Raw genomic sequence first — 24,765 nt, 5'->3', positions numbered from 1 at the left:
TTATGAACACAATGGAAACGATGCAATCCAGTCTTTCAAAGCTGATTAGTGGTCAAGACCTAAACCGCGATGAATCCCGTGGGGTTATGCAGTCCATTATGGAAGGTCAGGCTACTCACTCACAAATCGGTGCGCTGCTTACAGCCCTGAGAATGAAGGGAGAAACGGTTGAAGAGATTACCGGATTTGCTGAAGCCATGAGAGGCGCTGGCGGGCGTGTCGTTACCGAGCGGAACAGACTGCTGGATACTTGCGGAACCGGAGGCTCTGGTATTCACAAGTTTAACATTTCGACCGTGTCCGCCATTATCTCCTCCTCTGTTTCGGTTAGAGTGGCCAAACATGGCAACCGTTCTGCATCGGGCAGAGCGGGAAGCGCAGATGTGCTGGAAGCGCTTGGTGTGAATATCCATTTGACAGCAGAGCAGGCAACTGCCTGTTTGGAGGATATTGGGATTTGTTTCTTGTTTGCACAGATCTATCACCCGTCCATGAAGCACGCAGCTGCACCGCGCAAAGAGCTTGGGGTTCGAACTGTATTTAATATGCTCGGTCCCCTGACCAACCCGGCGGGAGCCGATCGTCAAATGCTGGGGATATACGATATAAATAAAACGGAAACCATCGCACAGGTGCTTAAAGAACTGGGCTTGAAACGAGCCATGGTGGTAACCAGTCATGACGGTTTGGATGAGATTAGTATTTCAGCACCGACGCGGGTATCCGAGCTGCGCGGCGGAGAAGTCAGAACATATGATATTCATCCTTACGAATTAGGTTTGTCGGTTCATCCGATGAGTGATATTTTAGGCGGCGATGCCAAAGAAAACGCAGCAATCATTGGATCCGTACTGCGCGGTGAGCGCAGTGCATATCGGGATATCGTCCTGGCTAATGCAGGCGCCTGCATTTATGTTTCGGGGCTTGCGGATAGTTTGGCCGAAGGTGTGCAGCGGGCAACAGAGGCTATCGATTCAGGGCTGGCTCAGTCCAAGCTGGAGCAGTTGATCTCAAGAACGGGGGAAATGAGTTATGTATCTTGATCGCATTGTAGAAACGAAGCATAGAGAGGTTGCCGAGCTCCGAGAAACATTGAGCATTTCGGAGGCAGAGAGGCAGATAGCGGATTTACCTCCGACTCTCGGTTTTGAGAAGGCTTTGTCTACTGGACGAAAACGGAGCATGGGATTAATCGCCGAGGTGAAGAAGGCTTCGCCATCAAAAGGATTGATCCGGCCTGACTTTGATCCGGTCATGATCGCCAAAGCTTATGAAGCAGCCGATGCCGATTGTCTGTCGGTGTTGACAGATAAGGAGTATTTCCAGGGCAGTGGAGAATATTTGAAGTCCGTAAGAGCTGCAGTCAGTATTCCATTGCTGCGCAAAGATTTCATTATCGATCCGGTACAAATTTATGAAGCGCGCCTTCTTGGTGCCGATGCGGTGCTTTTGATCGCAAGCATATTAGAGCCAAAGCGAATTGCAGAGTTTATGGACATCGCCGGTTCCATCGGTCTGGATTGCCTGATTGAGGTCCATGATCAAGCCGAACTGGATTCCGTCCTAGGTTTAGGGACAGCACAGTTGATCGGGATTAATAATCGTAATCTGCGGACGTTCGAAACATCGCTGCAAACAACTGCGGACATTGCGGCGCAAGTACCAAAAGGAGTTACTTTAATCAGTGAGAGCGGCATCTCGGGGCCTGCGGATATTTCCTATCTGCATTATGTGGGGGCACACGGTGTTCTGGTAGGAGAGCATTTCATGCGTCAGCCTGATGTGTTCCGGGCCGTGAATGATCTAATGGGACCCTTGCCGATCACCGTGGACACAGAATAAAGAGGGGACACAAGATGATGACTACAGCTCTAAAAATATGTGGACTTCAAAGCGTTGAAGTGCTAAAATCGATGATAAACTTACCTGTGGATTATATCGGATTTGTGTTTGCCAAGAGTCGGCGGCAGGTATCGCCGCAGCAGGCTGCGGGGCTGCTGCAAGTATTGCAGGAGTGGGAAACTGACAATATTCCCTCCGCTGTCGGCGTCTTTGTTAACCCTGATTTGGAGGAGCTGGAAGTGCTCTTGCAAGAAGCGAAACTCGATGTCGTGCAGCTGCATGGACAGGAATCTCCGCAATTTTGCCGGGAAGTGAAGGAGCGCTTCCCGGTTTCCGTATTTAAAGCGGTATCGATCGAGAGCGAACGCCCCGAAATGGAACGACTGTCAGCACTGCAATCGTATGCGGGCTGCATTGACGGACTACTGATCGATACTTACGATCCGGTTTATGGCGGTGGGTCAGGCAGAACATTTGCCTGGGATTTGATCCCACCTTACCAGCAGTGGGCTAAGCAGCAGGGAATTCCCTTATTCGTAGCCGGCGGACTTGATTCGGACAATATAACGCAACTAATGGACCAATACGCCCCATACGGTGTGGATGTATCCAGCGGCGTGGAGAGTGCGCCGGGCGTGAAAGATATAAACAAAGTGACAGCATTCGTAGAAAGGGTGAAGGGGATATGACACAACTTCCTGACCGTAATGGACGCTTCGGAGTGTTTGGAGGCCGGTTTGTACCGGAAACACTGATGAACGCTTTAATAGAGCTTGAGCAAGAATATAACCGTTTTTCTGAGGATCCTGCTTTTAAAGAGGAGATCGCCTATTTGTTAAAACAGTATTCCGGACGGGAAACACCGCTATATTATGCTGAACGACTCAGTCAGCATCTTGGCAAGGCTAAAATATATCTCAAGCGTGAGGATTTGAACCATACGGGTGCGCATAAAATCAACAATGCCATTGCCCAAGGTGTATTGGCCAAGCGCATGGGCAAAGGCAAGGTTATAGCCGAAACGGGTGCAGGGCAGCATGGCGTGGCTACAGCAACCGTAGCTGCTTTGCTGGGACTTGAATGCAAAGTATTCATGGGCGAGGAAGACACCAAGCGCCAGCAATTGAATGTATTCCGTATGAAAATGCTTGGAGCTGAAGTCATTCCGGTCACGTCCGGAAGCCGCACGCTGAAGGATGCTGGTAATGAAGCGCTGCGATACTGGGTCAGCAACGTCGAGGATACCTTCTATGTACTAGGCTCAGCCGTAGGACCGCATCCGTATCCGATGATGGTGCGGAACTTCCAGCGAATTATCGGTGATGAGACACGCAAGCAAATTTTGGAGATGGAAGGACGCCTTCCAAACACGATTCTTGCACCGATCGGGGGGGGGAGCAATGCGATCGGCATGTTTTATCCGTTTCTTGAAGATAAGGAAGTCGGTTTGATTGGCGTCGAAGCAGCAGGTAAAGGAGTCGATACCGATTTTCATGCTGCTACGATGTCCAAGGGGACCCAAGGTGTATTCCAGGGATCGATGAGTTATTTGCTGCAGGATGAGTACGGACAAGTACAAGAGGCACACTCCATTTCGGCCGGTCTCGATTATCCCGGTGTAGGCCCGGAGCATTCCTATTTAAAAGATATTAAACGAGTGAAGTATGTACCTATAACAGATCAAGAAGCATTGGATGCCTTGCAGCTGCTTTGCCGTACAGAAGGTATTATTCCGGCATTGGAATCCGCACATGCTGTGGCACAAGCGGTAAAGATGGCTTCTGAATGGACGGAGAACGATATCATCGTGATTAATTTATCCGGCCGCGGTGACAAGGACGTGGAGTCCATTATGGCTTACACGGGAGGGAAAACGGAATGAATCGCATTGATCAGACCTTTGCGTCTTTAAAACAGCAAAACAAGACCGCAATGATGCCCTATCTGACAGTAGGAGACCCGGATATTAGAACTACGGTGGATATTATTCTAGAGCTTGAAAGTGCCGGAGCTGACATTATTGAACTCGGCGTTCCTTATTCTGATCCGCTTGCGGATGGCCCGGTCATCCAGCGTGCCTCGGAACGTGCGCTGAAGAACAAAGTGACGATCCGTACGGCGATGGAAACCGCACGCTTGGCTAGGGAAAGAGGAAGCCAATTGCCGTTCATTCTGTTCACATATTATAATCCGGTTCTTCAAACTGGATTCGATACTTTCTTCGAGGAAGTAGTGAAGCATGATATCAGCGGCTTAATTATTCCAGATCTCCCGCTGGAAGAATGCGAACAGATCAGATCCCTTGCTCATGCAGCAGGAATACATCTGGTTCCGCTTGTGGCACCCACTTCTCATGAGCGGATTGCCAGCATTGTTTCGGAAGCAACTGGCCTTGTCTACTGTGTATCTTCGCTTGGCGTGACAGGGGAACGCACCGACTTCTATTCAGGCGTAGATAATTTCCTGGAAACGGTGAAACGATACAGCAAGGTGCCTATCGTGATCGGTTTTGGCATCTCATCACAGGAACAAGTAGCCAGATTTTCGAAAATCTGTGATGGCGTGGTTGTCGGCAGCGCGATCGTGCGCCAGGTCGAGTCCAATATTCCTTTGCTTGAGAAGGAAGACACGCGTGAGCAGGGGCTTTTGCAAATTAGAGAGTTTGTGGCACAATTAATAGGATAGTGCTTGTGTATGGCAGTATAGAAAGGTGAGGCGAATATTAAATGAAACCGAAAGCGCAAATCGTTAATCTTCCTGTTTATCAACCCGGAAAGCCGATTGAGGAAGTCAAAAAGGAATTAGGTCTGGATGTAGTCATTAAATTGGCCTCAAATGAGAACCCGTATGGATGCTCTCCGCAGGCAACCGAAGCGATTACCGCCGAATTGGGAGCGCTCAGTCTGTATCCGGATGGCAGTGCAGCTGAGTTAACAGCGGCTCTTGCCGAGAAGCTGGGAATAGAGCGAAGCCAGATTATTTTTGGCTGTGGATCTGACGAGATTATCGCTTTGATTATCCGTGCGTTTCTGGAGCCGGGGGATGAGACCATCATGGCGGACCAGACTTTCTCGGTATACAAAACCAACGCGGACATTGAAGGTGCTGTAAGCATCGAAATACCGCTTGTTGACGGTAAACATGATCTGCAGGCTATGGCGAAAGCTGTTACTGACAAAACCAAAATCATATGGGTATGTAATCCGAATAATCCAACTGGTACGATCGTTTCGGAGAGTGAACTGGTGTCCTTCCTCGATGAAGTTCCTGCCCGTACGATGGTTGTACTCGATGAAGCTTATTATGAATATGTAACTGATGCAGCATATCCGGACAGCATCAAGCTAATGGAACGTTATCCGAATCTGGTGATCCTGCGCACTTTCTCCAAGATTTACGGCTTGGCTGCCCTTCGCATTGGTTATGGCATAGGCCAGCAAGAGGTGATCTCTTTGATTAACCGGGTGCGTGAGCCGTTTAATACCGGGCGTCTTGCACAAGTAGCTGCAATGGCAGCTCTCAAGGATCAGGAATTTATAGCGACATGCCGACGGTTGAATGCCGAGGGAATCACTTATATTCAACGGGAGTTTGATCGTCTGGGTCTGTCTTATTTCCCAGCGAACGGGAACTTTATTATGGTAGATGTGAAAAAGCCGGGTGCTGAAGTATTTAATTCCTTGCTTAGAAAAGGTATTATCGTGCGTCCGGGATTTGCAGTGTATCCGAATTATATTCGCGTCACGGTTGGCTCGGAAGAACAGAACAAAGCATTTATCGGGGCATTGGAACAAGTGCTCAACGAATTAAACGCAACAGCCTAATATTAATGATGCAACAATAATCGCAGCTTGAAACGAGTGAGAGAGAATATGACAATGCATATTTCAATTTTCGGCGTCGGTTTAATCGGCGGTTCATTAGCTTTATGCTTCAAAGGAAAACCAGGCATAACCGTTACCGGTTATGCCCATACCCAAGAGTATGCCGACCAGGTGGCTGCCAAGGGTGTCGTAGATAAGGTGACACTCTCGGTAGAAGAAGCAGCACAGAATGCAGACGTCATATTTTTGTGCGTGCCGGTAGGCAGTCTTGAGTTATATATGAAACGTTTAAGCGAAATATCGTTAAAACCAGGATGTATCATTACGGATGTGGGCAGCACTAAAGCGAGTATCGCCGAGTGCGCGTCCAGAATAGCTCTTCAGGATGCCTATTTTATCGGGGGACACCCGATGGCTGGCTCGGAGCGGTCCGGCGTAGGAGCCGCTTCTACGGTCTTGTTCGAGAATGCTTATTATGTGCTTACTCCACCAGGAGAAGTCCCTCGGGAGAAGCTTGACATCCTTATTGAGCTCCTATCTTATACCCGTGCGCATATCGTGCAGGTTGAACCGAGACTGCATGATGAGATCGTGGGAGCGATCAGTCACCTGCCCCATGTTATCGCAGTGGCCTTGGTGAATCAGATTAGTGCATACAATGACGATAATCCGTTGTATCGTACACTTGCTGCCGGGGGCTTTCGGGATATTACCCGGATTGCATCCAGTGATCCTGTTGTTTGGCGCGATATTCTATTAAATAATCGTAATGTCATGCTGCCGTTACTCCGTGACTGGAATGAGGGAATCCAGCAATTTATGAACATGCTGGAGGAAAAGGACGGCTCCGCCATTGAAGAAGCTTTCCGCAGAGCGGGTGAATTCCGCAGCGTCCTTCCTGAGCGGCGGAAAGGGATGATTGTTTCTCAGTATGATCTGTATCTCGATGTGCCTGACCATCCGGGTATCATCGGCCGCATTGCAACAGATTTGGGAACGAACAGCATCAACCTCAGTAATATGCAAATTATCGAGAGTCGGGAAGATGTGCCTGGTGTGATGAGATTATCCTTCCGCAATGAAGTGGAACAGGAGCGGGCAAAAGAGTTGCTCTTATCCCAAGGACACTCGGTGTACCAGTGATAATTTCCGGTTGTTTAAAACAACCGGAAATAAATGCGTTTTCAGTATTGACAGAATGTAAACGTATACATATAATAAAAGTACAGTATGGTTTCTCTCCACTCCTATCCAAAACTTGTAGCTTTCTAGATGAAAGCTGGCCACTCCTCGGAGTGGTTTTTTTTTTGTCAAAAACGGAATCTCATTTCTTTTGAGTTTCGTGTATGCTTTTTAGCGATCTCCGCCCGAGTGCCTCCACATATAGCTAGCTCCTTGCGCCGCTTACCTTTGTCTCGTAGCCCTTGCGTCTAGGAAATGGTAAGTCTACCGTCGTAGAGCCAACGGTAGATCCGTCTTAAAGCATACAAAAGCTTTGCCTTCCATATGTCGCTTATCGGCTAACAGCTTCGGAGACCAAGTCTGCTCCAACTTCTCACGCAGCTCTTTGCCTCAATCGGGTATGAACTTACATGGCGACACACTCCGCGCTCTTCGCTTCCAGTACGCTTCATGTGCAGTCTCAGCTTTGCAGTATTATTGTTCTGTCCCCGAACAACCTTTCGTGCAATCGTCGAGTGACGATATCTCTGACTTCCATTTTACACTAATCCATTCATGGGCTTCTTTGTTTTTAGCTGTCGAACTTCATATTACACTCCGTCTCTATTTTCGATGTGATTTAATGAGCGCTACTATAGTGGGAATGACAAAACGCTGCGGCAATACGACAAACAAGGCACAAAATGAAGGAGATAAAGAATGAAAAAAACGATATAGCATCATCATTTGTCGTTTTCCATTATAAATTCTGACACATTCAAATAAAAAATCGAAGTCAATACTACCTTATTACCCTTTGCGAAAAAAAAGTGAATAGAATGAGTAATTATTACCAATATTAATAATTATATCAAAAAATGGTTGATATCTTATATAAGACCATTATATGATTTGAACAAGGAATAAATTACAAATTTGGGATTTAGGGGAGGGGAATATGGATATTAATTTGTTGATATCAATATTTTTATCAACGATATTATTGTATTCGGCTATAAGTAAAATCATTTCTTACAAAGATTTCAAAAAAACGATTGAGAAATTACGTTTTCCTTTATACACGACTTGGCTGGTTATAGCATTTGAAATCATTATTGCAGCATTACTATTAATAGACTCGACTCGATCAATCGGAGAAATAGGCTCTCTGCTCTTATTTCTTTCCTTTTGCTTCGTGGCAGCCTATTCAATTCATAAGAAGCTGGACGTGCCGTGCAATTGCTTTGGCAAAGCAAGCGAAGAACAGCTCGGTTGGGGCACGATAGGAAAAGCAGCTCCATTATTTCTAGTCTCGCTCGCAGGCTTTGCAATGAACGGTGCTTCTCACCTTCTTTCCATGGGTACAACCGAGTTGATTGGCGGTATTGGGCTATCTCTTGGACTATTAATGATTTATCTGTTATTCAAAAATATACATTTGTTCAAAGGGGATGCCCAGCCATGAGCCTATTCCAAATTTCTTATCTTGTTTTATGGTTTATTGTCGTTATGCAAACCTACTTGCTCATTCAAGTAAGTAAAACCAAGCAAGCGCGGCCTATTAAAGTTGAAAACAACGACTATACACTTATACATGAAGATCACGGCATTCCTCAGGGAGAGCGGTTTCCACAAATGCAATTTAGAACGGTGAACAAAGGCTCCATTAATCTCAATCGAATTCCAGCTAACGGCGGATTTTTGATAGCGGTTACTTCGCTTAGCTGCAACCAATGCAAGGTTACTTATCCTATTTTGGAAAAGTACAATAAAAAATTTCATAGCCTGCAGATTATAGTATTGAGTGAAGGACAAGAAGAAGATGTCATACAAAATATGCATAATTATCAACTGACTATGCCTGTTGTTCCTATATCAGATATTAGCGAATATCAGACGAGTTACGCCCCTTTCTTCTATTATCTCTCTCCTCAAGGAGAGGTTATTGCCAAAAGCGTTATCTTAGAAGAAGAGCAGCTTTTGATGCTGCTTAATAAGGGAAATTACCTCCAGGTGTCTTAATAGATAGATTCCAGCCATTCATTCGGATAGTAAGGGCAATTGCCTTTCACTATATATACTTAGCATGAAAGGAGGTGAATGTTATGTGTCAATTGGTGACTTATTGCAATAGATGCCCAGGATCGGCACCGAAATACTCCGGTACTCATCAGTATAATTGCGGATTAGGACATACTCATACTGAACCTAAAGCATGTGGGGAATGCTAATCGCGTAACAACAAAGTGAAGAGCGGATTCCGCTCTTCACTTATATTTATGAAGGCGCAGGTGGATACGGTGCACACCACTTCTTTCAACAACACGAACCCTTCTTTTAAAGATAAGAAGCATGTCGTAATAGATGTATTCCGCCGGTTCTTGCCAATTATGTTTAAGGTCATACCGGGCCCGACACTGCTTCTACTCCTTATTAAAGCAATTTTATCTCTCATACCGGTTGTTCAAATTTATATTATTAAGGAATTAGTCGACGCTGTTACACAAATATTTGCTGGTCAACAGCAATTATTAACTGCCGCTTTCCAGCTGCTGGCGCTGCAAGTGATCGTTGTACTAACTGAACGAATATGCTCGTATTTCGAATCCAATATAGCGTTGCGGGCCCAACAAAAGCTGAAATACCATTTTGAAAGACTCTTAATGGAAAAATCATCAAAGCTGCCTTTGAGCTACTTTGACCGTGCAGACTATTATGATCAGTTAGAGCGAACTACGTTCGGTCTGGATCTTAAAGGCTTTAAAATATTTACTTTATTGTCGGATGCCGGACGTACTTGTATTTCCTTGATCGGTTTAATCGGTATTATATTATCCTTTCACTGGATACTGGCGGTCGTTGTTCTTCTCATGATCATCCCTACTATTTTCGTCAATACCTATTTCGGCAGACAAAAATTTTATCAAATGCTTCTTCAAACACCTGAGCAAAGAAAAACCCATTATTTGCTGCAAACGATTTTAAGCCGCAGCGCCGCTAAAGAAATTCGTGTGTACAATCCTATTTCTTATCTAATCTCCAAATGGAAAACTCTTTTCTGGAAAACTTCAAACGAACGCTACGAACTAGAAAAACGAGCAGGCTCCCGTATGCTGCTGGTTCATTTATTCGAATCTCTTATGGATATTGCAGTCATCGTCGTGCTCATCTTGTTCGGTATGCGCGGCTCTTTGACAATTGGTCACTATGTCTCGCTCACCCAAGCGCTTGCTCAAATACAGGGCATGGTTATGAGTCTTGGGACTGCCATAGCCAGCATTTACGAAGAATCCTTATTCGTAAGCGAAGTTCTAAACTATATAGATCTCGAAGAAGAGAATACAACCGAGCGAACGGAACAATTCCCTCGCCGGTTAACGGATCGCATTGAAGTCGACAACTTATCGTTTACCTACGCTACCCATACTTCGCCTTTGCTGAAGGGAATTAGTTTTTCAATCAAGCCAGGGGAAAAAATCGCAATTGTAGGGGAAAATGGCGCCGGCAAAAGTACACTGGTCAAATGTTTGCTCGGACTGTATATGCCGAACCATGGAACGATTCGGTTTGATGGAATTGATATCCGTTCTATTGATTCGAAGAGCATGCGAGATAACGTGTCAGCTGTTTTTCAAGATTTTGTAAGCTATCAAATGACTGCCCGCGAAAACATTGCAATGGGACATGAGCGCATTAATGATGATGCTTTAGTTGAGGAGGCATCAGTCAAAGCTGGGCTTAAACTCATGAAGCTGCCCAATGGTCTTGATACGGAGCTGGGGGCTATGTTCAACAATGGCTATGAACTATCCGGAGGACAATGGCAAAAAATTGCGCTTAGCCGAGCTTTTATGCGAGATTCTCAAGTGGTCATTCTCGATGAGCCAACAGCCGCTCTGGATCCAAGAGCGGAAGCTGAGATTTATGACAACTTCGCCAAGCTCTATGAGGGCAAAACAACTATTATGATCTCGCATCGCTTAAGCAGCTGCAGGCATGCTGATAAAATACTCGTCATGCATAACGGTGAAATTATTGAAGAAGGCAACCATGATGAATTGCTAAGATCTAACGGGGTTTACGCCGAAATGTTTAACACGCAGGCCAAACGGTATACTGCTTAGTTAGTGTTAACGGATAGATGTCTCTGCCAAAAGTTAAAGCCTCTGTCTTTAACTATATACGTTTCTTGAAAGGGGGCCTTCTAATGTGTACGATACATGAATTTTGTTCTTCCGACATGTACTTGGTATTGCGAGAGGAAAGGACTATCCGTGTGCGTTTTCCTGTGAATTGCAATTCGGCAGTTAATTTGCCAGGGATTTAATCTCAACATCATTATAGGGGGAAAAGGTTTGATCGAGCATTCGCTTCAGTTGTTGGCGGCCTAAAGCCGTCTATCTTTCAGTTATGCCGCTGCTTTTCCCATTGGTTCAGGCTTTAGGCAATCGCTTGCCCGACCAGACTGATAAAAAACTACAGCTTCAGGATAAGAGTCTCCACTCCTATCCAAAATATTGCACAATGTGCAGCCGCCTTCAATGTTGAAGGCGGATTTTTTTTGTCTATCTTTCAATCTCTGGAAAAGCTGCTGGCACAAACCTGAACTTTTCACCAATATGTGCTATAATGCTAGAGTGCTAGTGTAGAAGATTTGGGGAAATTGCCATATACATAGAATAGTCAGACATCATGAGGCGTAACTATATATGGTTTGACGGTACTTTTGCAAATCCTTGATTTTGCAGCCTTGAAGTAAGCACAAGGTTAAGGAAGAGGCACCGGTGGGTGAAGGAGGAACGATAAATCATATGACGGATTCCCAGTTAATACAAGAAATTAAGCAAGGCAATACGGAATTATATTCAGAATTAATGCGGCGTTATCAGAGAAAAATATTGGCGTTTGTCTATCATATGTTGAAGAGCTCGCACATGGAGCTTATGGCTGAAGATTTATGTTCGGAAACGTTTTATAAGGCTTTTCGGAGTCTGCATTCCTTCCGTGAGGTCGATGCATCCTTCTCGACTTGGCTTTACACCATTGCACGCAATACCGTACTGAGCGAACTACGAAAGCATCGCAGCGGAACATTGCCTCTGGAAGAAAGCGGGGTCGTACCTGTCGCTCCACCGGAGGTGGCACCGGAACAAGCGATTCTTCGCAGCGAGCGAGTACATATGGTTAGGGAAGCAATTAATAATTTGCCGGAGAAACAGAGGTCAGCACTGATTCTTCGGGAGTACGATCAATTGGATTATCAGGAAATCGCAGATATTTTGGGTCAAAGTGTCAGTTCGGTCAAGTCGTTGTTATTCAGAGCCCGTGGCAGTGTCAAAATCCAGCTCGAGCCTTATTTTTATGAGCCGGTCTTTGAGGATATGAGAGGGATGAAGAGTAGATGACCTGCGATGAAGCCCAAGAGCTGATGGAAACTGTCTGGGATTTGCCTGACAATGATCTGCGGCGACAACGGCTGATCGCGCATGTTCAAACCTGCCAGTCATGTGCGGTGGAATATGAGATGTGGACGGATAGTCAGAATATGCTTCATGAGCTGGAGCATGAGATTCCGGATATGGACGCTGAACAGATCAATCGCAATGTGATGGACCGCATTTATCGTGATTTCCCATGGCTGGTGGAGGAGACCTCCAAAAGCCGTGCGGTGAGCCGGGTGTTCCGTAAACGGTTGACTCTCATGATTGCAGGATTTCTGGCATTGTTTGTTTGCAGCGTCGTCTATTTTGCGGTGACGGGCAACCAGCCCGAGTCCGCCCCGGAAGCGGTCACGACAGGGATTATGCCAACGGGCATGGCTGACACACCCCAAGGACTCAAAATTAAAGACGATTACAAAATCCCGAAAACCAACAGCGGCATTATTGACCCGTTTGTGGTCGATATGAATCCCACTCAACCGGAGTACTGGATGATTTTATCCCTGCTGGGTATTGGTTTCGCTTTGTTTTTCCTGGCAAGACTAAACCGGATTAGAAGATAAAACGAAGGATGGAGGAGAGGTGTCATGCAAATCGGCTTGGTCCGGCATGGATTAACAGACTGGAATGCCTTAGGCAAAATTCAAGGTCAAACGGATATTCCGCTTAACGAAGAAGGTCGTCACCAAGCTCGGTTACTTGGAGAAAGGCTCCTGCAAGAGCCTTATCGCTGGGATTTTGCGATTAGCAGTGGTCTCTCCCGGGCTGAAGAGACAGCAAAGATTATTTCTTCCATGTTGAATATTCCGCTGCTCCCTCCTGACTCCCGTTTGCGCGAGCGCAGGTATGGCCAGATTGAGGGATTAACGGCCACTGAGAGAGAGGCACGCTTCGGTACTGATTGGCATTTGCAGGACCTAGGGCAAGAAACGGATCTGGAATTACAGTCTAGGGGACTGGTTTTTCTTGATGACATGAGACTTAAGCACCCGAAAGCGAATATTCTGGTGGTTAGTCATGGTGGCTTTTTAGCACAGCTATACAAGCTAGTGTGCCGAGGCGTTTTAAGCGAGCGAATTGGCAATCTGTCGCTAACCGTTTTGGAGAGAACAGAAGATGATTGGGCGCCACTACTATTTAATTGCACCAAGCATTTGATGACGAAGCAATCTTAATATTGTAAGCAGCAGAAGGAGCCTTCCTCTCAGGGAAGGCTCCTTCTTGTTGTACTTCAATGAACACTACGCTTCTGCGATAATAATAAACCGATGCTGCTGAACCTCGAAATACCCCTTACTCTCAATGATATGATGAATACGAAGTAACGGCTCAAGGTAGCGCTCCACTGTAAAGTCGGGGATCTGCCAAGGGATTGCTTTTAAGTAATAGACCAGTGCGCCGATGTCAAAAAATCGTTGCAGCGGAAAGTCCTCTCGACTGAAGGACACGTTGAACTTGTGGTTCTGCAGTTCTTGGACAGCGGTGGTCAAATTCCAATTAGCAAACTCTTCATTCAACGGGACACCGAACATTTGGTTGATTCCGTAACAATCAGTTCCTCCTGCTTGCTGGGTTACAAACACGCCATGCTCATTCAGAATTCTTCGTATTTCCGCGACGTAATAGGATTCATGCTGATTAATGATAAGGTCGAAATAATGATCCTGCAGCGGAAGCGAAGTATCTTCTTCAAAATCAACAACCTTTACACCAAGTGGTTCGAGTTTTTGCCTTGCAATCGGTACATTCGGCTTATACCCTTCGGTTGCATAAACGGTATGCGGGAGCGGCTGGAGGCTGGATAAAAATTCTCCGCCGCCCGTACCCATGTCCAGCATCGTTGAAGACTTTCGCATCAACGGGATCACCATGCTGCCTAAAGACCAGGGGAGGGCGCTGGACTGCATGCGATTTGAAGCAGTGATGCGTGAAAAGTCCCATCCTGAAAAATGCTGTTCCGTTTCTTGAATAAAGGCTAAAAATGCAGGGTCTTTGATCATCTTTGAATTACCTCCAAGCAAATAGTAATGTATAGTGTCATCAACTGAACTGCTCTTGCTGGAGGTCCTCGGATGCTATTCGCTCCTAGTTATAATTCATGTTCTGGATTTCTCACTCGCTGACTCCTCCTCGTTGTAGTAAAAACCTTCGTTTATGCAATATTACATCGTATTAGTTGTAGAATTTCATGAGTGAAATCTCTTGCTGCGGTTAGTAAGTATTCTATCATTAAATAAGAGAGCATAGTCATTTCTATATAACATAAAAATTTTTGTAATTCGAAGTGGGTCAGGTATCAAAAGTCCAAAAGCTTCCCATAATGGTTGTAAAACGGTGAGGCGATGGAAGATGAATCTAGCGGATATGCTTACTTATGCCGATATTGGACAGCTTAGCAATATTGCGAATCACTATGGGTGTGACGCAAAGCGTAATTCAAAGCATGACCTGATTCAGAGCATCTTGTCCAAGCTCGGGCGAAGAGAATTCTTTGCGGAACAGGTTCGCGCCCTGTCACCCGCCGATTTGCGATTTCTGAATCATCTGGCCTTTGACACTCGAACAGGGTACAGTCTGGAAGAACTGACGGCCGCAATTCGTCGTACGGCAGATTCTGAAGAAGGAGACAAGCCTGCTCCTTTAAAAAAGCAGCCTGCCTCACAGGCAGAAAGTCCGCGGGATGTTGTTGCCCGTTATCGGAGAAGCGGCTGGCTATTTAACGGATTCACCCACTCCACCAAGTATTTGTTTCAAGTTCCGTCGGATTTGAAGGAACGTTTTCGAGAGGTTCTCCGTGAACGGTTGTTTCAAACGCTGGAACGATTGCCGGATGATCCCGAGGTATATCGGGATGAGCAGGGATTGGCTATGGAAGATCTGCTGCTGATTCTTCGATATATTGGTAAACATGAAGTGGAGCTGAACCAGGAAGGATTCATGTATAGGCGAAACCAGCAACAGCTTCTGAGTTCATTGCATATTACGGAGCCTCTGATTGCGAAGGGGGCATGGCGATTTGGATATGGCCGATCCTGCATTGAATATCCTGATCGGCTCGCCCTGTTGTACGATTATGCCTATGCAAAAAAGTGGGTCAGCGAGAATAATGCGCGGTTGAGCCTGAGTGAAAGCGGAGCAGCGCTTCTTGAGCAAGGAAATCAAGTTGGCGTGATACAGATATTCCGCTTTTGGTTAAGACTCTATAAAGGCGCTATTCCCAATCTTACCTCACTTGTTTATTGGATTAGTCAATGCGCTAAAGATTGGGTAACGGCAGCCTCTTTAAACGAATCGCTGGGCTGGCTAATTCGTCCCTACTATTATGATAATCCACAAAGCATTTTGGAAATCCGGATTATTCGGATGCTGATGCATTTGGGGATGCTCCGGATAGGGGAGAGCCAAAGCAGGGGAACGTCATATAAGATGACCGCACTTGGTTTGAAAGCGGCAGAAACCTGCGTACATATCAGCGATTCGAATGAGTTGATCCTCTAGCATAGTTGTATCGTCGTTATGTTCAAAGCAGAGTGGAAAAACTTGATGCAAGTAAAGCAAACAAAGGGAAAGAATATAGCGAAATGCAAAATTTAGTTTGGAGGTGCATCCTAATGGATAAGATGAAGGTTACTTACGAGGTTATGTTAGGTCTGGCGGCCGAGATGGTGTGGGACGAAGCCTTGCGCAAGCATCGGAGTGAGGAGCTATATAGAGAAATTGACGAAGCGCTGGCTTCCGGCGACGAAGTGGCTTTCCGAAACCTGACGGATGAACTGAGGACTTTGAATTGAAGAAATGCTTTTTACGCATTTCTTCTTTTTTTTGCCTAACCTGTATCCCACTTGTATAATGAAGACAAAATCATTAGAAGTGAACAGAAAGGATGTACCTCGGATGAAATTTAGTGAAGTGGATGAGCAGACTTGGCCGGAGCTAATGCCTTTTTATGACACCTGCCTCATTCCGTATACGGGATTAACAGGTTTGGAGACACCATGGGAAACGACAGCTGCACTTGAGCGTCTTCGTGATTTTATGGATTTGGCAGAAATTCCGTTTAAGGGAAGATTGATTACATATCCTGCTATACAGTATGGAAAGACTGATGATATACAGCTTCTAAATGAAGTATGTCACAATGTCAAATCCATCGGCTTCAAATATGTAATCGTTATGACTGCTGATATGGATCTGTCTGAAGAGCAGGTGACGGAGAGTACGTTAGTCCTGTCGCAGCACAGGTTGGAGGGGATCGAAGGTGTTTCGCTGCCAGCTTTGATATCAAGTCGAATTAGTGAAATGTGGCAGCAGGAAAGCCGAGTCGAATTGTGACAAAAAACCGACAATTTGTGAAGGTGCTATTGGAAGCGAACCCAAATATGGGGTTCAAATTCTTGACGGTCTTGGGTGCCTAAGATATTATTAGTATGTCCTAGTACGTCGTGTGATTTTAATCATTGATGACACTTAAGAACGGTTGACAAAGGGGGTTGAAACAGAATGAGCAGCAACCACAATGACGAGCATGTAGAATCGCACAATCCACCCCGACTGAAAGAGATGTCCCGCAGACAATTTCTTACATACACGTTGGGCGGTGCCACAGCTTATATGGCTGCTGGAGTAGTTTTGCCAATGCTCCGCTTTGCTGTTGATCCGATTCTTCAAAATAAAGAAGAAGGGTCTTTTGTAAAGGTCGTAGAGGAGAGCAAAATTACCAACGAACCACAAGAATTCCATTTTGAGCTTAAACAGCAGGACGGCTGGTACAACAGTACAGCTACTCTGACGGCGTGGATTCGTAAGAACGATCAAGGTGAACTTGTAGCGCTTTCACCGATTTGTAAGCATTTGGGATGTCTGGTTGGATGGAATAACGACAAGAATTTCCCGAATGAATACCACTGCCCTTGCCACGGTGCACGTTATACACCGGATGGTAAGAATCTTGCAGTTGCACCAAAGCCGCTTGACCAGTACGAAACGAAAATCGAAAACGGCTGGATTTACCTCGGCGCAATTGTGCCAAATACCGTAGTTAAATAGGAGGCGTAGATTCAGATGTTGAAGAATGTCTACAACTGGATTGATGAACGTCTCGATATCACGCCGATTTGGAGAGACGTTGCGGATCACGAGGTACCGGAACACGTAAACCCGGCGCATCATTTCTCCGCGTTTGTGTATTGTTTCGGCGGCTTGACGTTCTTTATCACCGTAATCCAGATTCTGTCAGGAATGTTCCTGACAATGTATTATGTACCGGATATCATAAACGCTTACAACAGTGTTGAATACCTGCAGACGCAGGTCGCTTTCGGGCAAATTGTCCGCGGTATGCACCACTGGGGCGCAAGTCTGGTCATTGTGATGATGTTCCTGCATACGATGCGTGTGTTCTTCACCGGTTCTTACAAAGCGCCGCGTGAAATGAACTGGGTTGTTGGTATGCTCATTTTCTTTGTTATGCTCGGTCTTGGTTTGACAGGTTACCTGCTGCCATGGGATAACAAAGCATACTTCGCTACAAAAGTTACACTGGAGATTGCGAACTCCGTGCCTTGGCTTGGACCAATCATTAAAGAATTGCTGCAGGGTGGTACGATTGTTGGTGCTGAAACGTTGACCCGTTTCTTCGCGATTCACGTATTCTTCCTTCCGGCTGTCCTTCTTGCACTGTTGGTTGGACACTTTATTATGATCCGTAGACAAGGTATTTCCGGTCCACTATAAGAAGAAGGGAGGCGCATATTTATGGCACATGGTCATAAATCTGATGAGAAAGTTGTATTCGTCGGTGATTCTCGTGTAAAAAAAGGCAGCGGCTGGGTTACACCGCCTGATTACACCGCTTATCCCGGCAAATCAGAAGCGTTCATTCCTAACTTCTTGTTGAAGGAATGGATGGTTGGTGTAGTTGTACTGGTCGGCTTCCTTGTGCTGACCATCTCGGAACCTGCTCCGCTTGGATATCCGGCAGATCCAGGAGCATCAGTAATCCCGATGCCGGACTGGTACTTCCTGTTCCTGTATGAATATTTGAAGCTTCCATACGCTTCCGGGGATTATGTCGTGCTCGGAACTCTCGGCGTATCAGGCGTTGCCTTTGGTTCGTTGCTGCTTGTTCCATTCCTTGATACGGGGAAAGAGCGTAGGTTTTACAAGAGACCGATTACTTCGGCTCTCATGATTCTGTCGCTGTTCGCAGTCATTTATTTGACGAATGCTGCATGGACGCACTATCAGAATGAGCTGGCTGAAACCGGACAAAAGCCGGAGCATATTCAGCGGGAAGAAGAAGCTAAGGAAAAACACGCAGCTGGACTTCCAACGTCCAATGCGAAGCAGTCTGAGGATAGTGTAGTTGCCATTGTTGATAAGGATAATCCAGCCATGGAGACCTTTAAGACGGCGACATGTATCTCTTGTCATGCTGTAGATTTGAAAGGGGCATCCGGCCCATCGCTTCGTGGTGTAGGGGATACCCACTCCAAAGATGACATTGTGGCTATTATTAATAATGGCCAAGGCAATATGCCGGCAATGAAAGACACAGCTCTCGCAGCTGGCGTTACGGAAGACCAACTCGATCAGTTGGCTGAATGGCTTGCAAGCCAGAAGGCAGACGCAGCCAAGTAAGTTGCATAGAAGAACCTGACCGTTTACGGTCAGGTTCTTTTTTCGAAGATATATTATAGTAGAAACTTTTCGGTGCTTATTATTCTGCTGTTATGCTGAAGACTGCCTTTGTTCACGTGCAGATTTTTTCCAGAGACATCGTCAGTCGATTTTACCGATAGGCAGATGAAATATAGGCAGTGTTTAGGTATAATCGGCTATAGTTGTTACTAATGAATACATAGGTCAAGTCAGGAGGACGAAGTTTGACAATATCGCATCTTTGGAGCCGGGAGTTTCTTAGCAAACGATCAATATTATGGTTGCTGTTAATATGCAACATCCTTGGAACGATCTATGGATACATATGGTACGGTAGCCAAATGGTTGATACGGTGAGCCACGGCTACATATGGCAGGTTATTTTCGTACCGGACAGCCCAACAGCGAGCTTGTTCTTCAGCTTGGCACTGCTGCTGCTGCTCTACCCGCCAAAAGTGCTAGGAATTGGACTGTTGCAACAATTTATTGAAGCACTTGCTGTTGTCACATCGGTCAAATACGGAATTTGGGCAGTTGCTATCATCTTTGCCGGACAAGCGCAAGGAGATGTGCTGGTATGGCAGGATTGGATGCTTGTTGCATCACATACAGCTATGGCCGTAGAAGCGCTTCTCTTTGTTCGTCTGTTTCATTACCGCTGGACAGCGCTTGTTGGTGCAATTGCCTGGACATTGTTGAATGATACTGTTGATTATACTTACGGCGTGTTTCCTTGGCTGCCGGGTCAGTTGTATGACCATTTATCCGCAGTCGAGCTGTTCACTTATCTTTTGACGCTGCTGAGCGGTTTTGCGGCTTGGTATTTTATGAAAAGGACTCATACTAAACGGCGTTAGTCCGTTTGCTCGAATGGTTCTACGTTCTTCCCTTCTGCCATACAAATACGGTAGGAGGGATGTCCCATGTTTCGAACCGTTCCGAAGTTTCTGCTGGCTCTGTCTGCCCTGCTGATGCTGGCTGCCAATAGTATGGTTGAACCGATAAGGGCTAACCCGATCCAAGCACAGCCGCAGTCTTCACCAGCAGCTCCGATTCAAGCCAAGGCATTGAATAAAGAAGCAGAGCAAGTATATCGCCACGTCGAGGAAGGCAATGTCCAAGCGGTGCTTGAGGATATGCGCCGGGTATCGGCATTGTTTGAAGCTTCTTCATTTCAAGGACTGACCGGAGTGGAAGGCATTCATGCATTGTCAGAGAGTATATTGGAGATGAAGGAAGCCACTGCACGAGCCGTACAGGACCCGCAGCATTGGATGAGGTCGGCAGGCAAACTCCGTTTGGCAACAGACAGTCTGATTCAGACCAAAAATGCGTTATGGCTGCAATATCATAAGGTGATCCGCGAAGATCTCAGGGTGATGGGTCAATATGCTGAACAGAAGGATACAGCTGGGATGAAGCGTGCATATGACAGTTTGACTGAACATTACGAGCTTATACGCCCGTCTGTTATCATTCAGCGAAAACCAGAAGACGTGAACATGATGGATTCCTGGATCTCTTATGCCGGGGGGTTGGTCTCTTCTGGGGAATCCGAACAGGTCCAGAAGGTAGTTGCACAGGGTGAGGAAATGATAAACATGTTATTTGGCAAAAAGAAGGATGAGCCCGCCCTTGCTCCTTTAGGAGAAGTTAAGAACCCCATAATGTGGCAGCTAGTAATTGGTGCTTTCATTCTGGCTGCGCTATCCTTCGCAGGCTACCGCAAGTACCGTGGGCAGCTGTACAGCGCAAAGCCGATGTTCCCACCCAAAAGGTGATTGGCAGGACGACATATTCACATTACGATTAGACGCCCGGTGCATACCGGGCTATTTCTCTTTGAAGCCTTCGCCGTGCACATCATTGACATCATTAATGATAATAAATGCCCGGGGATCTAAAGATTTGGCGATTTCCGTGAGGCGGCGTATCTCCTGCCTGGATACGACGCAGTATATCATATGCTTCGCTTGCTTGGAGTACACACCAACAGCAGGGATTAGTGTAACCCCTCGCTCCATCTCCGTCGAAATGTGCTCGGCCATATCAGGGGCCTTGTCACTGATAATGGTGAAAGCTTTAGCGGCGTAAGCCCCTTCCTGTATGAAATCGATGACCTTGGATGCGATGAATACAGCGACAAAGGTATACAATATCCGCTCGAGCGGAATATAGAACAGGGAAAGCCCGATAATCAAGATATCGAGGGACAAAATAATTTGCCCCATACTGAAGCCGAACTTTCGATTGATGATTCTTGCGATGATATCAGATCCACCAGTTGTTCCCCCGAATCGGAATACGATGCCAAGCCCTGCACCTAACGTAACCCCTGCATAGAGTGATGCCAGAATATAATCATGCTCTGTGCGAAAGGGGACTACAAAGCCCCGGTTGATCAATAGCTCGAATAGCCACAGGAAGAGGGTTAACGACGCGATACCTATCCCTGTGTAGATCGACTGACGTTTACCGAGGATTTTCATGCCGATCAAAAAAAGCGGTATATTTAAAACCATGGTTGAGATGGACGGTGATAGGTTAAAGGCATAGTTAAGCAGGACGGTAATGCCGGTGACACCTCCCTCCATCAGTTCATTCGGAATTATGAAGTAGAGCAGGCCAAACGAGTAAATGGCGGAACCGGCGATAATCGCAATGATCGCTTTAAGCTGATCGAACATCTTGGCTGTTTTCATAATAACCCTCGTTTCCCCGATAGTCGAGATTCTCTGGATGCCGGGTTGCTGTTATGCTTGCTTAGTATGCGCCGATAACGTTTTAGCCATAAAAATTTATTTGTTTTCAAATCCGCTTTACGATAACATAGGTTTAAAACCAAAACGCACATCATGTGAGATCGCTGGTTCACTTGTCGGTGAACGCTGTGACAGACGGCGATCGAGAAGGGAGTCTAAAATCATGGGGAAATCAATGGCTGACATGCAGCAGGAAGTCGATCGCTACATATCCCAGTTCAAGGAAGGTTATTTCAGTCCTTTATCCATGATGGCCCGAATGTCGGAAGAGGTTGGCGAACTTGCCAGAGAAGTAAATCATCAATTCGGCGAGAAGCCGAAAAAAGCGGATGAAGCCGATAATTCCATCGAGATGGAACTTGGTGATATTTTGTTTATTACGATGTGTTTTGCGAATTCTCTTGGCATAGATCTGACAGAGGCGCATGATAAAGTCATGCATAAATTTTCAACACGTGATAAGGACCGGTGGACGAAAATCAACACCGATTAGGCAGCTGCTACATATGCTGTACCAAACCCGCTGTGGGGAGGGACAGCCAGTGAAACCGGAAAGCTATATACAAAAAGCATATCGATGCATCCTTCAAAATGATTTCGAAGAGGCGCTGCGTTGGTTTGAGCGAGCGATTATTGCAAATCCCGGCGATGCGGAAGTGCATTACCGGTGCTCCATTACCTACGGTCGAAGTAATAAACTGGAGATGGCGATTACACATGCGGAAGAAGCTGTCAGGCTGCAGCCCGATAAACCAGAGTATGCCCTTCATTTGCAGCATATCAAGGCAGCCGAGCTCGTACAACGCGCCAGAAAAATGGTGGAGAATCGCAAGGATGTGACCAAGTCTGAGCTCTATCAGGCCGTGTCTCATCTGAAATCAGCCGTAGCCATGGACCCTTTGTATGCTCAGGCTTATGTATGGCTTGCTCTTGTTTATAGTGAACTCGATGAGCATGCGCTCGCCATTTCCACGCTTAAAGAGGTAATTTCGTTGTACCCGCAGGAGAGTGGGCTTCAGCATATAAAGGAGGAACTCAAACAGCGCTTGAAATCATATATACAGGATACAGCATCGGATTGAAAGTGAGGACATGTACAATGGCAAACAAATGGACAGTTGCGGTCGTCGGTGCCGGCGGCCGTATGGGTAAAGAAGTAGTGAAGCTTGTTTTGGGCGATGAGGAACTGGAACTGGTTGCCGCTGTGGGCCGATCGGATGAAGGTGCTGATGCAGGGACGCTTGTGGGTCTTCCTGCCTGCGGCATTACGGTGACATCCGATCTGGAGATGGCGTTGGTCGAATCGAAACCAGATGTTATGGTTGACTTTACAGCACCGCAATTTGCCTATAGCAACACGGCTCTGGCCATTAAGCACGGCGTCCGTCCGATCATGGGCACTACCGGCTTCACGCCAGAGCAAATCGAAGAGTTGGACAAGCAGTGTATGGAGCAGAATATTGGCGGTTTGATCGCACCGAATTTCTCCATCGGAGCGATCCTGATGATGAAATTTGCTGCTCAGGCGGCCAAATATTTGCCGCATGTTGAGATCATTGAAACTCATGGCGATCAGAAGCTAGATGCCCCATCCGGTACCTCGATCAAGACTGCGGAGATGATTGCTGCCAACCGGGAAGAGATTCGCCAAGGCAATCCGAAAGAGGAAGAGGTTATTGAGGGTGCTAGAGGCGGATATTACAACGGTTTCCGTATCCATAGCGTTCGCCTGCCCGGCGTGTTTGCGCAGCAGGAAGTTATATTCGGTGGTTATGGCCAAAGCTTGAAGATCCGTCATGATTCCTATGAGCGTGCAGCGTATATGCCTGGGGTAAAAATGGCGATCGAGAAGGTCATGGGTTATACCGGCTTGGTCTATGGATTTGATCATTTTATCGACTAACTTAGGGGAGAAATTACTATGAATATTGCATTTATCGCTCATGACCGTAAAAAAGAAGAGATGGTCAACTTCGTTATCGCTTATGAACATGTCTTTGAAGACCATAAGCTGTATTCAACAGGAACAACGGGTACTCGCATTATGGAACAAACCAATCTTAGCATCCATCGTTTCGCTTCAGGTCCGCTTGGCGGCGACCAGCAGATTGGAGCGCTTGTTGCGGACAATGAGATGGATCTCATTGTATTTCTGCGCGATCCGTTGATGGCTCAGCCTCATGAGCCGGATATTAATGCCTTGCTTCGATTATGCGATGTGCAGGGAATTCCGCTTGCTACCAATGTGGCAACTGCTGAAATTCTCGTCAAAGCGCTGGACCGCGGCGATTTTGCATGGCGGGAGCTTGTTCATAAATACAAACCGGGTGTGGATAGCTAATGAACAGCAAACTCGATATATTAATCTTCGGAGCCCACGCAGATGACGCCGAGATCGGCATGGCGGGAACGATTGCCAAGCATACGGCAGCGGGGCTCTCGGTCGGGATTTGCGATCTGACGGAGGCTGAAATGTCATCAAACGGCTCCGTCGATATTCGCAAGCAGGAAGCAGAGCATGCTGCCGGTGTATTGGATCTCAAGGTTCGGAGTAATCTCGGCTTACCGGATCGCGGGTTATTCGTGACACCGGAACATATTGAACGGATTACAGCCGAAATTCGCAGGTTTGCTCCCTCTATTGTGTTTGCACCTTATTGGGAAGATCGGCATCCGGACCATGTGGCCTGCAGCCGTTTAGTTGAGGAAGCGGTATTTAATGCCAAGCTTCGTCGTTATATGCCTGAGCACGCTCCGGTTAAGGTGGACGAGCTCTATTTTTATTTCATTAATGACATCGGAAGAACGGATCTGATCGTTGACGTGACGGATGTATATAGCGTTAAAGAGCAGGCCTTGTCTTGTTACCGTTCCCAGTTCCAGAAGACTGAAGAAGATACAGTCTCTACCCCATTAACCGAGGGGTACATCGAGCGTGTGCGGGCCAGGGATTCATTGCTTGGAGCGCGCAGGCTTATTCCACGTGCGGAAGGATTTGCCAGTAAGAGTCCGTATCTCGTTCATCTATTCGGCTCCGATCAGACATAATATACTCAAGTGTACATAAAGGAGGCT

Annotated in this window: 28 protein-coding genes; 26 read left to right on the top strand and 2 right to left on the bottom strand. The window is 46.4% G+C overall.

What is annotated here, in order from left to right; genetic code table 11:
• Positions 1–2: 2 nt before the first annotated feature.
• The 13 genes from trpD (at position 3) to ABEQ74_RS18865 (ending at position 13,443) form a co-directional block, all read left to right on the top strand.
• Positions 3–1,043 (top strand): anthranilate phosphoribosyltransferase, encoded by a 1,041-nt coding sequence (trpD, locus tag ABEQ74_RS18925; RefSeq protein WP_430123691.1) that lies wholly within the window; start codon positions 3–5, stop codon positions 1,041–1,043.
• Complete coding sequence (gene trpC / locus ABEQ74_RS18920) at positions 1,033–1,842, top strand: indole-3-glycerol phosphate synthase TrpC (protein ID WP_430123690.1); 810 nt, start codon at positions 1,033–1,035, stop codon at positions 1,840–1,842. Before trpD ends, trpC begins: the two co-directional genes overlap by 11 nt.
• A 14-nt stretch (positions 1,843–1,856) precedes the next feature.
• The gene (locus ABEQ74_RS18915) at positions 1,857–2,531 is read left to right on the top strand and encodes a phosphoribosylanthranilate isomerase (RefSeq protein ID WP_430123689.1); all 675 of its coding nucleotides are present in this window, start codon (positions 1,857–1,859) and stop codon (positions 2,529–2,531) included.
• Positions 2,528–3,724, top strand: coding sequence for a tryptophan synthase subunit beta (trpB, locus tag ABEQ74_RS18910; protein WP_430123688.1), 1,197 nt, complete (start codon positions 2,528–2,530; stop codon positions 3,722–3,724). The genes ABEQ74_RS18915 and trpB overlap by 4 nt, the downstream gene beginning before the upstream one ends.
• Positions 3,721–4,527: a tryptophan synthase subunit alpha gene (gene trpA, locus ABEQ74_RS18905; protein WP_430123686.1), complete on the top strand. Its 807-nt coding sequence runs from the start codon at positions 3,721–3,723 to the stop codon at positions 4,525–4,527. Before trpB ends, trpA begins: the two co-directional genes overlap by 4 nt.
• A gap of 41 nt (positions 4,528–4,568) precedes the next feature.
• Positions 4,569–5,666, top strand: a complete 1,098-nt coding sequence (gene hisC / locus ABEQ74_RS18900; protein ID WP_430123685.1) for a histidinol-phosphate transaminase — start codon at positions 4,569–4,571, stop codon at positions 5,664–5,666.
• Positions 5,667–5,720: 54 nt separating this feature from the next.
• The gene (locus ABEQ74_RS18895) at positions 5,721–6,809 is read left to right on the top strand and encodes a prephenate dehydrogenase (protein WP_430123684.1); all 1,089 of its coding nucleotides are present in this window, start codon (positions 5,721–5,723) and stop codon (positions 6,807–6,809) included.
• A gap of 976 nt (positions 6,810–7,785) precedes the next feature.
• Entirely contained in the window at positions 7,786–8,292 is a 507-nt protein-coding gene (locus ABEQ74_RS18890; RefSeq protein ID WP_430123682.1) for a MauE/DoxX family redox-associated membrane protein, read from the top strand.
• Positions 8,289–8,849, top strand: coding sequence for a TlpA family protein disulfide reductase (locus tag ABEQ74_RS18885; protein WP_430123681.1), 561 nt, complete (start codon positions 8,289–8,291; stop codon positions 8,847–8,849). Before ABEQ74_RS18890 ends, ABEQ74_RS18885 begins: the two co-directional genes overlap by 4 nt.
• Before the next feature lie 278 nt (positions 8,850–9,127).
• Complete coding sequence (locus ABEQ74_RS18880) at positions 9,128–10,951, top strand: ABC transporter ATP-binding protein (protein WP_430123679.1); 1,824 nt, start codon at positions 9,128–9,130, stop codon at positions 10,949–10,951.
• Between the two features lie 687 nt (positions 10,952–11,638).
• Positions 11,639–12,232: an RNA polymerase sigma factor gene (locus ABEQ74_RS18875; RefSeq protein ID WP_053488756.1), complete on the top strand. Its 594-nt coding sequence runs from the start codon at positions 11,639–11,641 to the stop codon at positions 12,230–12,232.
• A complete protein-coding gene (locus tag ABEQ74_RS18870; RefSeq protein ID WP_430123678.1) occupies positions 12,229–12,831 on the top strand; it encodes an anti-sigma factor family protein in 603 nt (200 codons plus the stop codon). The genes ABEQ74_RS18875 and ABEQ74_RS18870 overlap by 4 nt, the downstream gene beginning before the upstream one ends.
• A 24-nt stretch (positions 12,832–12,855) precedes the next feature.
• The gene (locus ABEQ74_RS18865; RefSeq protein ID WP_430123677.1) at positions 12,856–13,443 is read left to right on the top strand and encodes a histidine phosphatase family protein; all 588 of its coding nucleotides are present in this window, start codon (positions 12,856–12,858) and stop codon (positions 13,441–13,443) included.
• Positions 13,444–13,509: 66 nt separating this feature from the next.
• On the opposite strand, the gene ABEQ74_RS18860 is transcribed toward ABEQ74_RS18865, so the two are convergent.
• The gene (locus tag ABEQ74_RS18860) at positions 13,510–14,268 is read right to left on the bottom strand and encodes a class I SAM-dependent methyltransferase (protein WP_430123676.1); all 759 of its coding nucleotides are present in this window, start codon (positions 14,266–14,268) and stop codon (positions 13,510–13,512) included.
• A 349-nt stretch (positions 14,269–14,617) separates the two neighbouring features.
• Here ABEQ74_RS18860 and ABEQ74_RS18855 point away from each other — a divergent pair, with 349 nt between their 5' ends.
• The 8 genes from ABEQ74_RS18855 to ABEQ74_RS18820 all read left to right on the top strand — a co-directional run bounded on the left by ABEQ74_RS18855 (position 14,618) and on the right by ABEQ74_RS18820 (position 20,709).
• On the top strand, positions 14,618–15,766 hold the full coding sequence (locus ABEQ74_RS18855) for a hypothetical protein (RefSeq protein ID WP_430123675.1): 1,149 nt from the start codon (positions 14,618–14,620) through the stop codon (positions 15,764–15,766).
• Between the two features lie 113 nt (positions 15,767–15,879).
• Positions 15,880–16,059 carry an IDEAL domain-containing protein gene (locus ABEQ74_RS18850; RefSeq protein ID WP_430123674.1) on the top strand — a complete coding sequence of 60 codons (180 nt, stop codon included), beginning with the start codon at positions 15,880–15,882 and terminating at the stop codon, positions 16,057–16,059.
• A 103-nt stretch (positions 16,060–16,162) separates the two neighbouring features.
• Positions 16,163–16,600 carry a DUF2487 family protein gene (locus ABEQ74_RS18845; protein WP_430123673.1) on the top strand — a complete coding sequence of 146 codons (438 nt, stop codon included), beginning with the start codon at positions 16,163–16,165 and terminating at the stop codon, positions 16,598–16,600.
• 168 nt (positions 16,601–16,768) lie between these two features.
• Positions 16,769–17,314: a ubiquinol-cytochrome c reductase iron-sulfur subunit gene (locus ABEQ74_RS18840; RefSeq protein ID WP_430123672.1), complete on the top strand. Its 546-nt coding sequence runs from the start codon at positions 16,769–16,771 to the stop codon at positions 17,312–17,314.
• Positions 17,315–17,329: 15 nt separating this feature from the next.
• The gene (qcrB, locus tag ABEQ74_RS18835) at positions 17,330–18,001 is read left to right on the top strand and encodes a menaquinol-cytochrome c reductase cytochrome b subunit (RefSeq protein ID WP_006209500.1); all 672 of its coding nucleotides are present in this window, start codon (positions 17,330–17,332) and stop codon (positions 17,999–18,001) included.
• A gap of 21 nt (positions 18,002–18,022) precedes the next feature.
• Positions 18,023–18,907, top strand: a complete 885-nt coding sequence (locus tag ABEQ74_RS18830) for a c-type cytochrome (protein ID WP_430123671.1) — start codon at positions 18,023–18,025, stop codon at positions 18,905–18,907.
• 245 nt (positions 18,908–19,152) lie between these two features.
• Positions 19,153–19,785: a DUF1405 domain-containing protein gene (locus ABEQ74_RS18825; RefSeq protein WP_430123669.1), complete on the top strand. Its 633-nt coding sequence runs from the start codon at positions 19,153–19,155 to the stop codon at positions 19,783–19,785.
• Positions 19,786–19,851: 66 nt separating this feature from the next.
• Positions 19,852–20,709 carry a sporulation protein YpjB gene (locus tag ABEQ74_RS18820; protein WP_430123667.1) on the top strand — a complete coding sequence of 286 codons (858 nt, stop codon included), beginning with the start codon at positions 19,852–19,854 and terminating at the stop codon, positions 20,707–20,709.
• Positions 20,710–20,760: 51 nt separating this feature from the next.
• Here ABEQ74_RS18820 and ABEQ74_RS18815 read toward each other — a convergent pair whose 3' ends face one another.
• Positions 20,761–21,630 carry a YitT family protein gene (locus tag ABEQ74_RS18815; protein WP_430123666.1) on the bottom strand — a complete coding sequence of 290 codons (870 nt, stop codon included), beginning with the start codon at positions 21,628–21,630 and terminating at the stop codon, positions 20,761–20,763.
• A gap of 223 nt (positions 21,631–21,853) precedes the next feature.
• Here ABEQ74_RS18815 and ABEQ74_RS18810 point away from each other — a divergent pair, with 223 nt between their 5' ends.
• From ABEQ74_RS18810 to bshB1, 5 genes are read left to right on the top strand one after another with little or no spacing between them, the layout of a single operon-like run.
• Positions 21,854–22,183, top strand: coding sequence for a nucleotide pyrophosphohydrolase (locus tag ABEQ74_RS18810; protein WP_053488745.1), 330 nt, complete (start codon positions 21,854–21,856; stop codon positions 22,181–22,183).
• 49 nt (positions 22,184–22,232) lie between these two features.
• On the top strand, positions 22,233–22,772 hold the full coding sequence (locus tag ABEQ74_RS18805) for a tetratricopeptide repeat protein (protein WP_430123665.1): 540 nt from the start codon (positions 22,233–22,235) through the stop codon (positions 22,770–22,772).
• Positions 22,773–22,789: 17 nt separating this feature from the next.
• Positions 22,790–23,593, top strand: coding sequence for a 4-hydroxy-tetrahydrodipicolinate reductase (gene dapB, locus ABEQ74_RS18800; protein WP_430123663.1), 804 nt, complete (start codon positions 22,790–22,792; stop codon positions 23,591–23,593).
• A gap of 18 nt (positions 23,594–23,611) precedes the next feature.
• Entirely contained in the window at positions 23,612–24,031 is a 420-nt protein-coding gene (gene mgsA, locus ABEQ74_RS18795) for a methylglyoxal synthase (RefSeq protein WP_430123662.1), read from the top strand.
• Positions 24,031–24,738, top strand: a complete 708-nt coding sequence (bshB1, locus tag ABEQ74_RS18790) for a bacillithiol biosynthesis deacetylase BshB1 (protein ID WP_430123661.1) — start codon at positions 24,031–24,033, stop codon at positions 24,736–24,738. Before mgsA ends, bshB1 begins: the two co-directional genes overlap by 1 nt.
• Positions 24,739–24,765: the final 27 nt, after the last annotated feature.

Source organism: Paenibacillus solani, from assembly GCF_050475945.1.
GTDB classification, from domain to species: domain Bacteria; phylum Bacillota; class Bacilli; order Paenibacillales; family Paenibacillaceae; genus Paenibacillus_AQ; species Paenibacillus_AQ solani_A.
The sequence above is the reverse complement of the archived record's forward strand: the minus strand, read 5'-3'. Positions and strand labels throughout refer to the sequence as shown.

Excerpts from the sequence above, each read along its gene's own strand:
- trpD (WP_430123691.1), top strand. The coding sequence starts at position 3 with ATGAACACAATGGAAACGATGCAATCCAGTCTTTCAAAGCTGATTAGT.
- trpC (WP_430123690.1), top strand. The coding sequence starts at position 1,033 with ATGTATCTTGATCGCATTGTAGAAACGAAGCATAGAGAGGTTGCCGAG.
- ABEQ74_RS18915 (WP_430123689.1), top strand. The coding sequence starts at position 1,857 with ATGATGACTACAGCTCTAAAAATATGTGGACTTCAAAGCGTTGAAGTG.
- trpB (WP_430123688.1), top strand. The coding sequence starts at position 2,528 with ATGACACAACTTCCTGACCGTAATGGACGCTTCGGAGTGTTTGGAGGC.
- trpA (WP_430123686.1), top strand. The coding sequence starts at position 3,721 with ATGAATCGCATTGATCAGACCTTTGCGTCTTTAAAACAGCAAAACAAG.
- hisC (WP_430123685.1), top strand. The coding sequence starts at position 4,569 with ATGAAACCGAAAGCGCAAATCGTTAATCTTCCTGTTTATCAACCCGGA.
- ABEQ74_RS18895 (WP_430123684.1), top strand. The coding sequence starts at position 5,721 with ATGCATATTTCAATTTTCGGCGTCGGTTTAATCGGCGGTTCATTAGCT.
- ABEQ74_RS18890 (WP_430123682.1), top strand. The coding sequence starts at position 7,786 with ATGGATATTAATTTGTTGATATCAATATTTTTATCAACGATATTATTG.
- ABEQ74_RS18885 (WP_430123681.1), top strand. The coding sequence starts at position 8,289 with ATGAGCCTATTCCAAATTTCTTATCTTGTTTTATGGTTTATTGTCGTT.
- ABEQ74_RS18875 (WP_053488756.1), top strand. The coding sequence starts at position 11,639 with ATGACGGATTCCCAGTTAATACAAGAAATTAAGCAAGGCAATACGGAA.
- ABEQ74_RS18870 (WP_430123678.1), top strand. The coding sequence starts at position 12,229 with ATGACCTGCGATGAAGCCCAAGAGCTGATGGAAACTGTCTGGGATTTG.
- ABEQ74_RS18865 (WP_430123677.1), top strand. The coding sequence starts at position 12,856 with ATGCAAATCGGCTTGGTCCGGCATGGATTAACAGACTGGAATGCCTTA.
- ABEQ74_RS18860 (WP_430123676.1), bottom strand. The coding sequence starts at position 14,268 with ATGATCAAAGACCCTGCATTTTTAGCCTTTATTCAAGAAACGGAACAG.
- ABEQ74_RS18855 (WP_430123675.1), top strand. The coding sequence starts at position 14,618 with ATGAATCTAGCGGATATGCTTACTTATGCCGATATTGGACAGCTTAGC.
- ABEQ74_RS18850 (WP_430123674.1), top strand. The coding sequence starts at position 15,880 with ATGGATAAGATGAAGGTTACTTACGAGGTTATGTTAGGTCTGGCGGCC.
- ABEQ74_RS18845 (WP_430123673.1), top strand. The coding sequence starts at position 16,163 with ATGAAATTTAGTGAAGTGGATGAGCAGACTTGGCCGGAGCTAATGCCT.
- ABEQ74_RS18840 (WP_430123672.1), top strand. The coding sequence starts at position 16,769 with ATGAGCAGCAACCACAATGACGAGCATGTAGAATCGCACAATCCACCC.
- qcrB (WP_006209500.1), top strand. The coding sequence starts at position 17,330 with ATGTTGAAGAATGTCTACAACTGGATTGATGAACGTCTCGATATCACG.
- ABEQ74_RS18830 (WP_430123671.1), top strand. The coding sequence starts at position 18,023 with ATGGCACATGGTCATAAATCTGATGAGAAAGTTGTATTCGTCGGTGAT.
- ABEQ74_RS18820 (WP_430123667.1), top strand. The coding sequence starts at position 19,852 with ATGTTTCGAACCGTTCCGAAGTTTCTGCTGGCTCTGTCTGCCCTGCTG.
- ABEQ74_RS18815 (WP_430123666.1), bottom strand. The coding sequence starts at position 21,630 with ATGAAAACAGCCAAGATGTTCGATCAGCTTAAAGCGATCATTGCGATT.
- ABEQ74_RS18810 (WP_053488745.1), top strand. The coding sequence starts at position 21,854 with ATGGGGAAATCAATGGCTGACATGCAGCAGGAAGTCGATCGCTACATA.
- dapB (WP_430123663.1), top strand. The coding sequence starts at position 22,790 with ATGGCAAACAAATGGACAGTTGCGGTCGTCGGTGCCGGCGGCCGTATG.
- mgsA (WP_430123662.1), top strand. The coding sequence starts at position 23,612 with ATGAATATTGCATTTATCGCTCATGACCGTAAAAAAGAAGAGATGGTC.
- bshB1 (WP_430123661.1), top strand. The coding sequence starts at position 24,031 with ATGAACAGCAAACTCGATATATTAATCTTCGGAGCCCACGCAGATGAC.